The sequence below is a fragment of the Streptomyces sp. ISL-100 genome (genome assembly GCF_018614615.1).
GTDB lineage: Bacteria > Actinomycetota > Actinomycetes > Streptomycetales > Streptomycetaceae > Streptomyces.
This window is the reverse complement of sequence record NZ_JAGGOK010000056.1, coordinates 204,498-218,236: the sequence shown is the minus strand read 5'-3', so window position 1 is coordinate 218,236 and position 13,739 is coordinate 204,498. Positions and strand designations below refer to the sequence as shown.

Annotated in this window: 11 protein-coding genes; 2 read left to right on the top strand and 9 right to left on the bottom strand. The window is 68.9% G+C overall.

The annotated features are described in order from the left end of the window. Window positions 1–6 precede the first annotated feature (6 nt). The 4 genes from J7E89_RS25170 to J7E89_RS25155 form a co-directional block, all read right to left on the bottom strand. A complete protein-coding gene (locus J7E89_RS25170) occupies window positions 7–1,377 on the bottom strand; it encodes a replication-associated recombination protein A (protein WP_214976674.1) in 1,371 nt (456 codons plus the stop codon). A gap of 50 nt (window positions 1,378–1,427) precedes the next feature. Further along, entirely contained in the window at window positions 1,428–2,063 is a 636-nt protein-coding gene (locus J7E89_RS25165; protein ID WP_214976672.1) for a vitamin K epoxide reductase family protein, read from the bottom strand. A 374-nt stretch (window positions 2,064–2,437) separates the two neighbouring features. Continuing rightward, on the bottom strand, window positions 2,438–3,700 hold the full coding sequence (hisS, locus tag J7E89_RS25160; protein WP_214976671.1) for a histidine--tRNA ligase: 1,263 nt from the start codon (window positions 3,698–3,700) through the stop codon (window positions 2,438–2,440). Window positions 3,701–3,713: 13 nt separating this feature from the next. Continuing rightward, the gene (locus J7E89_RS25155; RefSeq protein WP_214976669.1) at window positions 3,714–4,403 is read right to left on the bottom strand and encodes an MBL fold metallo-hydrolase; all 690 of its coding nucleotides are present in this window, start codon (window positions 4,401–4,403) and stop codon (window positions 3,714–3,716) included. A gap of 161 nt (window positions 4,404–4,564) precedes the next feature. On the opposite strand from J7E89_RS25155, the gene J7E89_RS25150 reads away from it, so the two are divergent. Both J7E89_RS25150 and J7E89_RS25145 read left to right on the top strand, forming a co-directional pair. Continuing rightward, on the top strand, window positions 4,565–5,344 hold the full coding sequence (locus tag J7E89_RS25150) for a peptidylprolyl isomerase (protein WP_214976667.1): 780 nt from the start codon (window positions 4,565–4,567) through the stop codon (window positions 5,342–5,344). Window positions 5,345–5,487: 143 nt separating this feature from the next. Beyond that, window positions 5,488–6,717: a DUF349 domain-containing protein gene (locus J7E89_RS25145; RefSeq protein WP_214976665.1), complete on the top strand. Its 1,230-nt coding sequence runs from the start codon at window positions 5,488–5,490 to the stop codon at window positions 6,715–6,717. Window positions 6,718–6,855: 138 nt separating this feature from the next. Here the strand turns inward: J7E89_RS25145 and J7E89_RS25140 are convergent, their stop codons facing one another. The 5 genes from J7E89_RS25140 to yajC form a co-directional block, all read right to left on the bottom strand. Continuing rightward, window positions 6,856–9,474, bottom strand: coding sequence for a bifunctional (p)ppGpp synthetase/guanosine-3',5'-bis(diphosphate) 3'-pyrophosphohydrolase (locus J7E89_RS25140; RefSeq protein ID WP_214976663.1), 2,619 nt, complete (start codon window positions 9,472–9,474; stop codon window positions 6,856–6,858). A 170-nt stretch (window positions 9,475–9,644) separates the two neighbouring features. Beyond that, window positions 9,645–10,187: an adenine phosphoribosyltransferase gene (locus J7E89_RS25135; protein WP_214976660.1), complete on the bottom strand. Its 543-nt coding sequence runs from the start codon at window positions 10,185–10,187 to the stop codon at window positions 9,645–9,647. Further along, window positions 10,184–11,305, bottom strand: coding sequence for a protein translocase subunit SecF (secF, locus tag J7E89_RS25130; protein ID WP_214976659.1), 1,122 nt, complete (start codon window positions 11,303–11,305; stop codon window positions 10,184–10,186). The genes J7E89_RS25135 and secF overlap by 4 nt, the downstream gene beginning before the upstream one ends. Before the next feature lies 1 nt (window position 11,306). Next, window positions 11,307–13,052 carry a protein translocase subunit SecD gene (secD, locus tag J7E89_RS25125; RefSeq protein ID WP_214976657.1) on the bottom strand — a complete coding sequence of 582 codons (1,746 nt, stop codon included), beginning with the start codon at window positions 13,050–13,052 and terminating at the stop codon, window positions 11,307–11,309. 144 nt (window positions 13,053–13,196) lie between these two features. Further along, a complete protein-coding gene (gene yajC / locus J7E89_RS25120) occupies window positions 13,197–13,682 on the bottom strand; it encodes a preprotein translocase subunit YajC (protein WP_214976655.1) in 486 nt (161 codons plus the stop codon). Window positions 13,683–13,739 lie beyond the last annotated feature (57 nt).

Sequence of the window (13,739 nt, the reverse complement as noted above, 5' to 3'; positions counted from 1 at the left end):
CGGGCGTCAAGGGCGCGTTTCGGACTGACCGTCGCCGCGCAGCCGGCCGCGCACCTTCTCGACGACGTCGGCGTAACGCGCTTCCGCTCCGTAGCGCGTGGGTTCGTAGTAATGGCGGCCCTGCACGGCGTCCGGGGCGTACTGCTGGGCGGCGATCGCGCCGGGCACGTCGTGCGGATACACATAGCCCTGCGCGTGGCCGAGCTTGGCCGCGCCCTTGTAGTGCCCGTCGCGCAGGTGCGCGGGGACCGGGCCGGCCATTCCCTTCCGTACGTCGGCCTGGGCGGCGAAGATCGCGTTCGTCGCGGCGTTGGACTTCGGCGCGAGCGCCAGCGCGATCGTCGCGTGGCTGAGGGTGAGGGCGGCCTCCGGGAAGCCGATCATGGCGACGGCCTGGGCAGCGGCGACGGCCGTCGGCAGCGCGGTCGGATCGGCGAGGCCGATGTCCTCGCTCGCCGAGATCATCAGGCGCCGGGCGATGAACCGGGGGTCCTCCCCCGCCTCGATCATGCGGGCCAGATAGTGCAGCGCCGCATCGACGTCGGAGCCGCGGATGGACTTGATGAGGGCGCTCGCCACGTCGTAGTGCTGGTCGCCGTCACGGTCGTACTTCACCGCAGCGCGGTCGACCGCCTCCTCGACCGTTTCGAGCGTGATTTCCTTCTCGCCCTTGGAGATGGCGGCGCCCGCCGCCGCTTCGAGCGCGGTGAGCGCGCGCCGGGCGTCGCCGCCCGCGATGCGCAGCAGATGAGCCTCGGCATCACCGCAGAGCGTGACCGCGCCGCCGAGACCGCGCTCCTCGGTGAGGGCGCGGTGCACCAGGGCGCGCAGATCGTCGTCGGTCAGCGATTCCAGCGTGAGCAGGAGGGAGCGGGAGAGGAGGGGCGAGATGATCGAGAAGTACGGGTTCTCGGTGGTCGCCGCGATGAGCGTGACCCAGCGGTTCTCGACGGCGGGGAGCAGCGAGTCCTGCTGGGCCTTGCTGAAGCGGTGGATCTCGTCGAGGAAGAGGACGGTCTCCTTGCCGTAGCCCCCGGAGGCGCGGCGGGCGCCGTCGATGACGGCCCGGACTTCCTTCACTCCGGCGGTGATCGCGGAGAGTTCCACGAAGCGCTTCTGGGTGGCCAGGCTGACGACGTACGCCAGAGTCGTCTTTCCGATGCCGGGCGGCCCCCAGAGGATCACTGAGGATGGCCCGGCGGGACCGCCGCCGCCCTCCTCCACCAGCCTGCGCAGCGGGGCTCCCGGCTTCAGCAGATGCTGCTGGCCGACGACCTCGTCGAGGATGCGCGGACGCATCCGTACGGCCAAAGGGCTGCTGGACGGATCCTTGAGCTGGCGGTCTTCCGCGGCTGCGGTGAACAGGTCTGGCTCCACGCATGAAGCCTATGTCAGCCCACTGACAACGCCGCGAGAGCGAAGGCGGCTCAGCTGGTCCAGAAGTCCCACCAGCGGGTCAGGATCAGCATGCCGATGATCCCGATCCACATGACCGGCGGCACCCAGTGGAACTCCATCAGGGCGCTGCGCAGGCCGCGGGGGGCCGGGAGGATCCGGTGCTTGATGTTGTGCGTGGTGACGTAGCAGAACATCACGATGGTGGCGACCCAGGCCAGAGCGCACCACAGGCACAGCGAGTTGATGTTGTACAGCGACTGGTACTGGAGCCAGGTGCAGAAGCCGACGCCGAAGAGGGTTCCCGCGTTCAGCCCGAGCCAGAACCAGCGGCGGTAGCGCGCCCCGGCCAGCAGACCCACGCCGATGGCGACGACCATCGAGTAAGTGACGAGGCCGAGCATCGGATTGGGGAATCCGAAGGCCTCGGCCTGCTCGCTCTTCATGATGTTGCCGCACGCGACAACAGGGTTGAGGCTGCAGCCCGGAGTGAAGTTCGGGTCCTCGAGGAGCTTGATCTTGTCGATCGTGATGACCCAGGAGGCCAGCAGCCCGGCCAGACCCGTGATCACCAGCAGCAGGGCGAAGGGGCGGCCGCTGCCGGTCGTGCCCGTCGGGCCTTCCTGCGCACCGTTGGAGGTGCGGTCGTCTACCGATGCAGTCGTCATATCGCCGTTCCGTCGCTGAGTGGGCTGCCGGACAGAGTCATTCTGCCGCACCGCCGCTCGTGGCCACCGTTCGATAAACATAAGGACGTACGCACATACGTCCCGCCGGTTTGGCTCCGGCAGGGCTGTGACCGGCGGGAAGTAACGATCCTGGGGGCCGGCTTGGCGCAGGAGGACCGTACGGGTCTGTCCGGAACCGGCATGGCCCGGCAGGACGAATCCGCGCGCACCATGTTGACCCCCACGCCTGTCCGTGCCCGCCACCGCCCAGGAGACGTATTGCCCTGCTCTGCTACCGCTTCAGCTGACGGTACGGGCGAACGGCAGGGCCCGGCCGCCCTGGTGGACGGCCGGGCCCGTGTCCCGTGCGGTACTCAGGACAGGCGGCGCTGGATTTCAGCGGTGATCGCGTCCAGGGCCACCGGCACCTGCTCGCCGGTCTCCATGTCCTTCAGCTGGACCTGGCCGTCCGCCAGATCCCGCTCGCCGGCGACGATCGTGTACCGCGCGCCCGAGCGATTGGCGTTCTTCATCGCGCCCTTGAGGCCCTTGCCGCCGTAAGCGAAGTCCGCCGCGACACCAGCCCTGCGCAGCTCGGTGACCGTACCGAACAGAACGCGGCGCGCCTCCTCGCCCAGCGGCACCGCGTACACGCTGGTCGTGGCCGGCAGGTCGAGCTCGACGCCCTCCGCCTCCAGGGCGAGGACAGTGCGGTCCACGCCGAGCGCCCAGCCGACGGACGGCAGCGCGGGGCCGCCGATCATCTCGGACAAGCCGTCGTAGCGCCCGCCGCCACCCACCGCGGACTGCGAGCCGAGCCCGTCGTGGACGAACTCGAAGGTGGTACGGGTGTAGTAGTCGAGACCGCGCACCAGCTTCTCGTCGTCCTCATAGGCGACGCCCGCCGCGTTCAGCAGCTCGCGCACCTGCTCGTGGTACGCCTTGCACGCGTCGCACAGGTAGTCGCGCAGCATCGGCGCGCCGACCAGCTGCTTCTGTACGTCGTCGCGCTTGTCGTCCAGCACCCGCAGCGGGTTGATCTCGATGCGACGGCGGGTGTCCTCGTCCAGTTCGAGATCGCGCAGGAAGCCCTGGAGCGCCTCCCGGTAGACGGGCCGGCACTCATTGTCGCCCAGCGAGTTCAGCAGGATGCGGAACTGCGAGAGGCCCAGCGAGCGGTACGCCTGGTCGGCCAGGATGATCAGCTCGGCGTCCAGCGCCGGGTCCTCCGCGCCGATCGCCTCGGCGCCGACCTGCGAGAAGTGGCGGTAGCGGCCCTTCTGCGGGCGCTCGTAGCGGTAGTACGAGCCGGAGTACCAGAGCTTGACCGGGAGGTTGCCGCTCTTGTGCAGGTTGGCTTCGAGGGCCGCGCGCAGCACGGACGCGGTGCCTTCGGGACGCAGCGCGAGCTTGTCGCCGCCCTTGGTCTCGAAGGCGTACATCTCCTTGGACACGATGTCGGTGGACTCACCGACACCGCGCGAGAAGAGGGCGACGTCCTCGAAGCCCGGCGTCTCGATGTAGCCGTAGCCGGAGTTCCGCAGCGGCGCGGAGATGGCCTCGCGCACCGCCAGGAACTTCGCGGAGTCCGGCGGGATCAGGTCGTACGTGCCCTTGGGGGCCTTGAAGGTGCTCATGGGACTTGTCTCGTCACATTCCTCGTCGGGGAGCAGCGGCCAGACCGTTCAGATACGGGTTGGTGGCGCGCTCGCGGCCGATGGTCGTCTGGGAGCCGTGGCCGGACAGCACCACGGTCGAGTCGTCGAGCGGCAGGCACACGCGGGCCAGCGACTCGAGCAGCTCGGCGTGGTCGCCGCCGGGCAGGTCGGTGCGTCCGACGGAGCCGGCGAACAGCAGGTCGCCCGAGAAGAAGACCGACGGGATGTCGGCCTGCTCGGGCATCCTGAAGGTCACCGACCCCTTCGTATGGCCGGGCGCGTGCGAGACGGTGAATTCGAGACCCGCCAGCTTCAGCTCCGCGCCATCGGTCAGCTCCTTGACGTCGTCCGGCTCGCCCACGGTCAGCTCGCCCATCAGCGGCATGCCGATCGAGCGGCCGAGCGCCTTCTCGGGGTCGCTCATCATGTACCGGTCGGCGGGGTGGATCCACGCCGGTACGTCGTGCGCTCCGCACACCGGGACGACCGAGGCGACGTGGTCGATGTGGCCGTGGGTGAGAACGACCGCGACGGGCTTCAGGCGATGCTTCGCGAGCGTTTCCTCGACGCCCGCGGTGGCCTGGTGGCCCGGGTCGATGATCACGCACTCCTCGCCTGCGGCGGGGGCGACCAGGTAACAGTTGGTCCCCCAGGCCCCGGCGGGGAACCCGGCAATAAGCACGATCGTCCTCAATATGTCGTCCGGCGGGAGGTTGCTGGATTGATTCGCAACAGGTCAGAGCCTACCGGCGCCGCTCAACCCACAGCGAACCCATATACGGTACGGGCAAGCTCGGCTCGGCCGGACAGCAGTGACAGACGAGACGTACGAGGAGAACACCGGTGGTCAGCAGCGATCAGCGGCGGCGGCAGCTCGCCCGGGAAAAGTTCGAACGCCAGCAGCAGCGCCGCGCCGAGGCCCGGCGCAAGGCGCGCCGCCGCAACACCGTGATCGCCTCGACGCTCGCCGTGGTGCTCGCGGCGGGAGCGACGGCGTACGCGACGGGTGCGCTGAGCGGCGGGGACGACAAGAAAGACAGCAAAGCTGCCACCGACCCCTGTGCCAAGCCCGCCGCGGGATCGGTCAAGAAGCTGTCGTACAAGAAGGAGCCCGCGCTCTCCATCGACAAGTCCGCGTCGTACACGATGAAGCTGCAGACGACGTGCGGTGACATCACGCTCGGCCTGGACGCGGCGAAGGCCCCGCGCACGGTGAACTCCTTCAACTTCCTCGCTTCCAAGGGCTACTTCGACCACACGAAGTGCCACCGGCTGACGACCAGCGGCATCTACGTCCTGCAGTGCGGCGACCCGACCGCACAGGGCTCGGGTACGCCCGGCTACAAGCTGCCGGACGAGAACCTGAAGGACCCGAAGCTCAAGGGCGGCGTCTACCCGGCGGGCACGGTCGCGATGGCGAACGCGGGTCCGGGGACCGGCGGCAGCCAGTTCTTCCTCGTCTACCAGGACAGCAAGTTGCCGCCCAACTACACACCGTTCGGAACCATCAAGGGTGGTCAGGACGTGTTGAAGAAGATCGCTGATGCGGGTGAGGCGACCGGTCGGGGCGACGGGGCGCCGAATGCCACCGTCGTCATCGACAAGGCGACCGTCACCAAGTAAATCCGGAAGTGCGGGATGCGGACAGCCGCCCTGCCGTTCGCCTATGTTGGCGGTGTGCAGGGCGTCTGTGGCCCCGCGAAAGAAACTGTGGACGATGCCCAGGGGCGAACAGCCCCTCGCAGGCGTCATGTGGAGGAGGCGCTGTGAGCAGCGACCCGTGGGGCCGTGTCGACGAGACCGGCACCGTGTACGTGCGTACGGCCGATGGCGAGAAGGTCGTCGGATCCTGGCAGGCGGGCTCTCCCGAGGAGGCCCTGGCCTACTTCGAGCGCAAGTACGAGGGCCTGGTTGTCGAGATCGGCCTCCTCGAGCGGCGGGTGAAGACCACCGACCTGTCGGCCAAGGACGCCCAGGTGGCGATCGGCCATCTGCGACAGCAGGTCGACGAGCACCACGCTGTCGGTGACCTCGACGCGCTGAGCAAGCGGCTGGACGCGCTGGTCGCGACCGTCGAGGCGCGCCGCGAGGAGCGCAAGGCCGAGAAGGCGAAGCAGACCGACGAGGCGAAGCACGCCAAGGAGGCGCTGGTCGTCGAGGCCGAGGAACTCGCCCAGAGCGAGCAGTGGCGGTCGGCCGGTGAGCGGCTGCGGGCGCTCGTGGACATCTGGAAGGGCCTGCCGCGGCTCGACCGGAAGTCCGACGACGAGCTGTGGCACCGCTTCTCGCACGCCCGCTCGGCGTTCTCCAAGCGGCGCAAGGCTCACTTCGCCTCGCTGGACGCTCAGCGAGAGGAGGCTCGCAAAGCAAAGGAGAAGCTGGTCGCGGAGGCGGAGAGCCTTTCGGGCTCCACCGACTGGGCCGCGACGGCTGCCCGCTACCGCGACCTGATGACCGAGTGGAAGGCCGCCGGCCGCGCCCAGCGCGAGGCCGAGGAAGACCTGTGGAACCGCTTCCGGGGCGCCCAGGACGTCTTCTTCGCGGCGCGCAGCGCGGTCTTCGCGGAGCGGGACGCGGAGCAGTCCGAGAACCTCAAGCTCAAGGAGGAGCTCGCGGCCGAGGCCGAGAAGCTGGTGCCGGTGAAGGACCTGAAGGCGGCCAGGGCCGCGTTCCGTTCCCTCAACGAGCGCTGGGAGGCCATCGGCCACGTGCCGCGCGACGCCCGCCCGAAGGTCGAGGGCCGGATGCACGCGGTGGAGAAGGCGCTCCAGGAGACCGAGGAGAACGAGTGGCGCCGTACGAACCCTGAGGCGCGCGCCCGCGCCGCGGGTCTGACGGGCCAGCTCCAGGACGCGGTCGACAAGCTGCGCTCGCAGATCGACACGGCACGCGCGGCGGGCAACAACGCCAAGGCGGACAAGCTCGCGCGCGAGCTGGAAGGCCGGCAGGCGCTGCTGGACCAGGCGCTGAAGGGCCTGCAGGAGTTCGGCGGCTGACACCCCTTTGCGGCTAAGCCGCCGCCGCTCTCGCGGAGGTGGTTGCTCGCCGTGGGAGTTGCTCAATTGATGGCTGATGTCCCAAGACGAGGGCCCCCGGTGCGGAATTCGTACCGGGGGCCCCTCGTGTGTACAGCGTCACGGCCGGCGGGCCGAGGTGACGCGGTAGACGTCGTACACGCCCTCCACGCCGCGCACCGCCTTCAGGACGTGTCCCAGGTGCTTGGGGTCGCCCATCTCGAACGTGAAGCGTGACGTGGCCACCCGGTCGCGGGACGTCTGGACGGCGGCGGACAGGATGTTGACGTGCTGGTCGGACAGGACGCGGGTGACGTCGGACAGCAGCCGGGACCGGTCCAGCGCCTCGACCTGGATGGCGACCAGGAAGACCGAGGACTGGGTCGGGGCCCACTCGACGTCGAGGATGCGCTCCGGCTCCTTCGACAGCGAGTCGATGTTGACGCAGTCGGCGCGGTGCACCGATACGCCGCTGCCGCGCGTGACGAACCCGATGATCGGGTCGCCGGGCACGGGCGTACAGCAGCGGGCCAGCTTGACCCACACGTCGTCGACGCCCTTGACCACGACGCCCGGGTCGGTGTTCGAGCGGCGTTTGCCGCGGCCGCGCGAGGGCGGCGCGCTCTCGGCGATGTCTTCGGTGGCGGCCTCTTCGCCGCCGAGCGCCTGCACCAGCTTCTGGACGATGCTCTGGGCCGTGACGTGACCCTCGCCGATCGCGGCGTACAGCGAGGAGATGTCGCTGTAGCGCATCTCGTGCGCGAGCGTGACGAGGGAGTCGCCGGTGAGGATGCGCTGGATCGGCAGGTTCTGCTTGCGCATGGCCCGCGCGATGGCGTCCTTGCCCTGCTCTATGGCCTCGTCGCGGCGCTCCTTGGAGAACCAGGCGCGGATCTTGTTGCGGGCGCGCGGCGACTTGACGAAGCCGAGCCAGTCGCGGGACGGGCCCGCGCCGGCCGCCTTGGAGGTGAAGACCTCCACCAGGTCGCCGTTGTCGAGGGTCGATTCGAGCGGTACGAGCCGCCCGTTGACCCGCGCTCCTATCGTCCGGTGGCCGACCTCGGTGTGGACGGCGTACGCGAAGTCGACGGGGGTCGCACCGGCCGGCAGCGCTATGACGTCGCCCTTCGGCGTGAAGACGAAGACCTCGTTGCGGGAGAGGTCGAAGCGCAGGGACTCCAGGAACTCGCTGGGGTCCTCGGTCTCCTTCTGCCAGTCCAGGAGCTGCCGAAGCCACGCCATGTCGTTGACGGTGTCCTGGCCGCGCCCGGTGTGCTTGGGGATGTCGGTACGCACCTTGGAGGCGCCGGCGACGGCTTCCTGCTTGTACTTCCAGTGGGCGGCGATGCCGTATTCGGCGCGGCGGTGCATGTCGAACGTACGGATCTGGAGTTCGACCGGCTTGCCGCTGGGGCCGATGACCGTCGTGTGCAGCGACTGGTACATGTTGAACTTCGGCATCGCGATGTAGTCCTTGAACCGGCCGGGGACCGGGTTCCATCGCGCGTGGACGGTGCCGAGGGCCGCGTAACAGTCACGAACCGTGTCGACAAGTACACGAATGCCCACCAGGTCGTAGATCTCCGCGAAGTCACGGCCGCGGACGATCATCTTCTGGTAGACGCTGTAGTAGTGCTTCGGCCGTCCGGTGACGGTGGCCTTGATGCGGGCGGCGCGCAGGTCGGACTGGACCTCGTCGGTCACTATGGCCAGGTATTCGTCGCGCTTGGGCGCGCGCTCGGCGACGAGCCGCACGATCTCGTCGTACATCTTGGGGTAGAGGATCGCGAAGGCGAGGTCCTCCAGCTCCCACTTGATGGTGTTCATGCCCAGGCGGTGAGCCAGGGGCGCGTAGATCTCAAGCGTCTCGCGGGCCTTCTTCTCCTGCTTCTCCCGCTTGAGATAGCGCATGGTGCGCATGTTGTGCAGTCGGTCGGCGAGCTTGATGACCAGGACGCGCGGGTCCTTGGCCATGGCGACGACCATCTTGCGTACGGTCTCGGCCTGCGCGGCCTCGCCGAACTTGACCTTGTCGAGCTTGGTGACGCCGTCGACCAGGAGGGCGACCTGGTCGCCGAAGTCGCGGCGCAGGGTGTCCAGGCCGTACTCGGTGTCCTCGACGGTGTCGTGCAGCAGCCCCGCCATCAGGGTGGCCGGGTCCATGCCCAGCTCGGCGAGGATCGTCGTCACGGCGAGGGGGTGGGTGATGTACGGGTCGCCGCTCTTGCGCTTCTGGCCCCGGTGCCAGCGCTCGGCGACCTGGTACGCGCGCTCGATCTGGCGCAGCGTCGACGTCTCGATCTTGGGGTCGTTGCTGCGCACGGCCCGCAACAGCGGTTCGAGGACCGGGTTGTACGGGCTGGAGCGCTGTACGCCCAGCCGGGCGAGCCGGGCCCGTACGCGGTTGGAAGAGCCGCCGGTGGTGCGCGGGGTGGAGCCCTGGACCGGCTTGGGCGCGGAAACGGCGGGCGGCGTCGAGCCCGTGGCGGCGCTGCCGGCCCGCTCGGGGGCGGTCTTCGGCTTGCCGGTGGGCGCGGGGTTCTTGTCGGGGGCGGCGCTCTTGGTGGCCGGTGGGCCGCTCGCGGGGATGCCGCTCTTCGCGGGCGGAGCCGGCGGGCTGGCCGCGGGCGTGGCCGGGCTCGCCGCGGCCTTGGCGGCCTGCTGCCGCTGGTCGGGCTGCGCGGCTGCGGCGTCCCCCGGACGGGAGCTGGGGGAGAGTGGCTGGGCCTCGTCTGGCAAGAGCGCTCCTCGTGCGGGTCCGGGTCCCCCGGTCAGGCCCGGAAAGCCCATGGTAGCGATGCCTGGCTTCTGATTCCCCCCGGGCCTGTTACATGAGCCAACGCGAAAGGCGGGGCCCGGAATTCCTCCGGGCCCCGCCTCTCACGTACAGCCGTGCTGGTCAGACCACGTCAGACCGTGATCAGGGCATCCAGCGGAGCACCCCGCAGCGCCGGTTCCAGGCGGCTGCGACCGCCGAGGAATCCGAGCTCCATGAGCACCGCGACCCCGGCGACCTGGGCTCCGGCCCGCCGGATGAGCTCCAGCGAGGCCTCGGCGGTGCCGCCGGTGGCGAGGACGTCGTCGATGACGATGACACGGTCACCGTCGGCCAGGTCCTCGGCGTGGATCTCGATCTCCGCGGTGCCGTACTCCAGCTCGTACGCCTGCGAAAGCGTCGCACCCGGCAGCTTCCCCGCCTTGCGTACGGGGATGAAGCCGAGGCCGGCGCGGACCGCGACGGGCGCGGCCAGGATGAAGCCGCGCGCCTCCAGACCGACGATCTTCGTGGCGCCGTGGCGTAAGCACAGCTCCGCGAGGGCGTCGGTCAGCGCCGTGAACGCCACCGGGTCCGCGAGCAGCGGGGTGATGTCCTTGAACATCACACCGGGCTTCGGATAGTCCGGTACGTCACGGATGCGGCTGAGCAGGAGTTCCTGCGTGGTTGTCGTCATCGCCGCTTGCCCGAAGGCCTGCCGCGGCCACCGCTGCCGCCACGGGGCCGGCCGACGACCGCCCCGGCGGGCGCCGTGTCGTTCCCCGCGTCGTCCTGCGGCTCGTCGGAGCCGACGGAGCCGTCGGCGTCCGGCCACTCGCCCTTGGCCATCGCGGCCGCACGCTTGGCGAGCACGCGCTTCTTCAGGGCCTTCATCTGCGGGTCGCGTTCCTTCAGGTCGGCGACGAGCGGAGTGGCGATGAAGATCGACGAGTACGCACCGGCGGCCAGGCCGACGAAGAGCGACAGCGAGATGTCGTTGAGCATGCCCGCGCCCAGCACACCGCCACCGATGAACAGCAGGCCCGCCACCGGGAGCAGCGCGACGACCGTGGTGTTGATGGAACGCACCAGCGTGCCGTTGAGGCTGCGGTTGGCGATCTCGCTGTACGTCCAGCGCGTCTGCTTCGTGATGTCCTTCGACCCCTCCTTGAGACCGTCGAAGACGACGACGGTGTCGTAGAGGGAGTAACCAAGGATCGTCAGCAGACCGATCACGGTGCCCGGTGTGACCTCGAAGCCGACCAGTGCGTACACACCGACGGTGATCGTGAGGTCGTGGATCAGGGCGATGAGGGCGGCCACGGCCATGCGCCATTCGAAGGCGATGGCGAGGTAGACGACCACCAGGACCATGAAGATCGCGAGGCCGGTCCAGGCCTTGTTGGCGATCTGCTCACCCCAGCTGGGACCGACCAACTCGGAGGTGATGTCGTCCGGCGCGACGCCGAGGTCCTTCGCGAGCTCGTCCTTGACCGGGTTGGCGGTGTCGGTGTCCAGACCACTGATCTGGACACGCATGCCGCCGTTGCCGAGCTCCTGGACGATCGCCTCGTGCCCGGACGCCTTCTCGGCTTCTTCCTGTACCTGGGCGACGGAGACATTCGTCTTGTCCGTCGTGAAGACGGCGCCGCCCTCGAACTCGATGCCCATGACCAGACCACGCACCGCCAGGCCGACGATGGCCGTGATGGTGATCAGGATCGAAAGGCCGTACCAGATCTTCCGCTTGCCGACGAAGTCGTAACCGACCTCACCGCGGTAGAGGCGGGCGCCGAGGCTTCCAAGTCGGGACATCTCAGGCCTCCTTCGGGTCGATGGGGGCGGAGACGCGACGGGTACGGCGCAGCGGGGGCTGTACGCCGAGCCGCTTGGGGTCCAGGCCGGACCACGGGTGGCCCTGGCCGAAGAACTTCGTACGTGCCAGCAGCGTCATCAGCGGCTTGGTGAAGAGGAACACCACGACGACGTCGAGCAGGGTGGTCAGGCCGAGCGTGAACGCGAAGCCCTGCACCTTGCCGACGGTCACGACGAACAGCACCGCGGCGGCGAGGAACGACACGAAGTCGGAGACCAGGATCGTGCGCCGGGCACGCGGCCAGGCACGCTCCACGGCGGGCTTGAGCGTACGGCCTTCGCGGATCTCGTCACGGATGCGTTCGAAGTACACGATGAACGAGTCCGCGGTGATGCCGATGGCAACGATCGCACCACACACCGCGGGGAGGTTCAGCGCGAAGCCGATGCCCGGGCCGAGCAGCGTCATGATCGTGTACGTCAGGATCGCCGAGACGATGAGGCTGACGATGGCGACGAACGCCAGGCCGCGGTAGTACGCGAGCAGGTAGATGACGACCAGCGCGAGACCGATCGCACCGGCGATCAGGCCGGCCTTGAGCTGCTCGCCACCGAGCGCGGAGGTGACCGTGGTGACGGTCTCCTCGCTGAAGGTGAGCGGCAGCGCGCCGTACGAAAGGATGTTGGCCAGGTCCTGGGCCGACTCCTGGGTGAAGCTGCCGGAGATCTCGGCGTTGGCGCTCAGCGTCTCGTTGACGGACGGGGCCGAGACGACCTCGCCGTCGAGGACGATGGCGAACTGGTTCTGCGGGGGCTGCTGCTGCGACAGCTTGCTGGTGATCTCCTGGAACTTCTTGGAGCCGGCGTCGGTGAACTCCATGTTCACTTTCCAGCCGCCACCGCGCTGGGTGTCCAGGGTGGCGCTGGCGTCGTCGACATCCTTGCCGTTGACCTCGGCCGGGCCCAGGATGTACTTCTCCCACTCACCCGCGTTGTTCTTGCCGCAGGCGACCATCGGGTCCTCGGGCTTGACGCCCCGGTTGGCCTGGACACGGTCGGTCTTCTTGGTGCAGTCCAGAGCCGCGAACTTCTTCTCCAGCGCGGAGGTCGCGGGATCGGCCGACGGCGTGGCCGACGGCTTCCCGGTCTGGTCCGGACTCTTGGAAGCGCTGCCCGTGGGAGTCGGCGTCGGGGCCTTCTTGAGCCCGTCCGTCACGGCGCGGCCCTGGGTGGTGGCACTGGCCGACGGCGTCGCGGTCGGCGTGGACTTGTCGTCCTTGCCGTCCTTGCCGCTCGTCGAGGCCTTCGGGGAGGGCGTGGCGTCGGGCGTCGGGGTACCGGTGGTGTACGTGACTACCGGCCGGAAGTAGAGCTGAGCGGTGGTGCCGACCTGCTCCCGGGCCTGCTTCTCGTTCGTCCCCTTGGGGATGTTGACGATGATGTTCTCTTCGCCCTGAGTCTGAACCTCAGCCTCAGAAACGCCCAGACCGTTGACACGGCGGTCGATGATGCCGACCGCGGTGTCCATGTTGGTCTTGTTGATGGCGTTCGGCTTGCCCGGCTCCGGCTCGGCCTTGAGCGTGATGCTCGTGCCGCCGGCGAGATCGATGCCCAGACGCGGCGTGAGCTCACCGGCCGCGAACATCCCGCTGGTGAGCGCGACCATGGCGATCACGATCAGAGCCAGGGCGCGCCCTGGCCTGCCCGGAGCCCCCGCGGGCCTGCGGCCCTTCTTCGGTGCTGCCACCTTCTCGTTTCTCCCTGTCCAACCGCCCCCGCGCCGGGTGAGCGCCAAGGCGGCCACGAAGTATGTGGGGCCCAGCCCCGCGGAAGTCGACACGATCCGGGGACCGGGGTACGCCGGTGGGCGCGCCGCGGTCCCCCTACGTGACTACTTCGCGTCGCTCTCGCCGTCGGTCTTCTTGTCCTTCGACTCGTCGCCGGCCGCGGCGGTGACGTCGTCGGCCTTGTCAGCCTCGGGCTTCTTGCCGAGGTCGATGCGGGCGGCGTCGTCCACGTCGGAGTCCGTGTCCGTGTCCGTCAGCGACGAGGCGTCGTCGGGAACGACCGGAGCGTCGACCTCAAGGCCGGCACTCTCGCCGTGGACGATGCGGTTGTACTCCTCGTCGTCGAGGACGGCACCGACGGAGTTCTTGGCGTAGACGGCGTGCACGCCGGGCGCGACCTCGAGGAGGATCGTGTCGTCGTGGACTTCCTTGACGGTGGCGTACATGCCCCCGATCGTCCGGATGCCGGTGCCGGGCTGCATTTCGTTGCGCATCTGCGCAGCCGCCTGCTGCTTCTTCTTGGCGGACCGGGTCATCAGGAACATGGCCCCGATGAGCACGATGAAGGGGAGGAAGGTCAAGATATCCACGGGACGAAATTCCTTCGCACGACCGCGCTGGGAGGCGGCCTGATCTACGGGGGTGGG

What these genes read in the sequence shown, in the direction of transcription:
- J7E89_RS25135 (WP_214976660.1), bottom strand. Translation starts at nt 10,187, where the DNA reads ATGACGACAACCACGCAGGAACTCCTGCTCAGCCGCATCCGTGACGTA.
- J7E89_RS25165 (WP_214976672.1), bottom strand. Translation starts at nt 2,063, where the DNA reads ATGACGACTGCATCGGTAGACGACCGCACCTCCAACGGTGCGCAGGAA.
- secF (WP_214976659.1), bottom strand. Translation starts at nt 11,305, where the DNA reads ATGTCCCGACTTGGAAGCCTCGGCGCCCGCCTCTACCGCGGTGAGGTC.
- hisS (WP_214976671.1), bottom strand. Translation starts at nt 3,700, where the DNA reads ATGAGCACCTTCAAGGCCCCCAAGGGCACGTACGACCTGATCCCGCCG.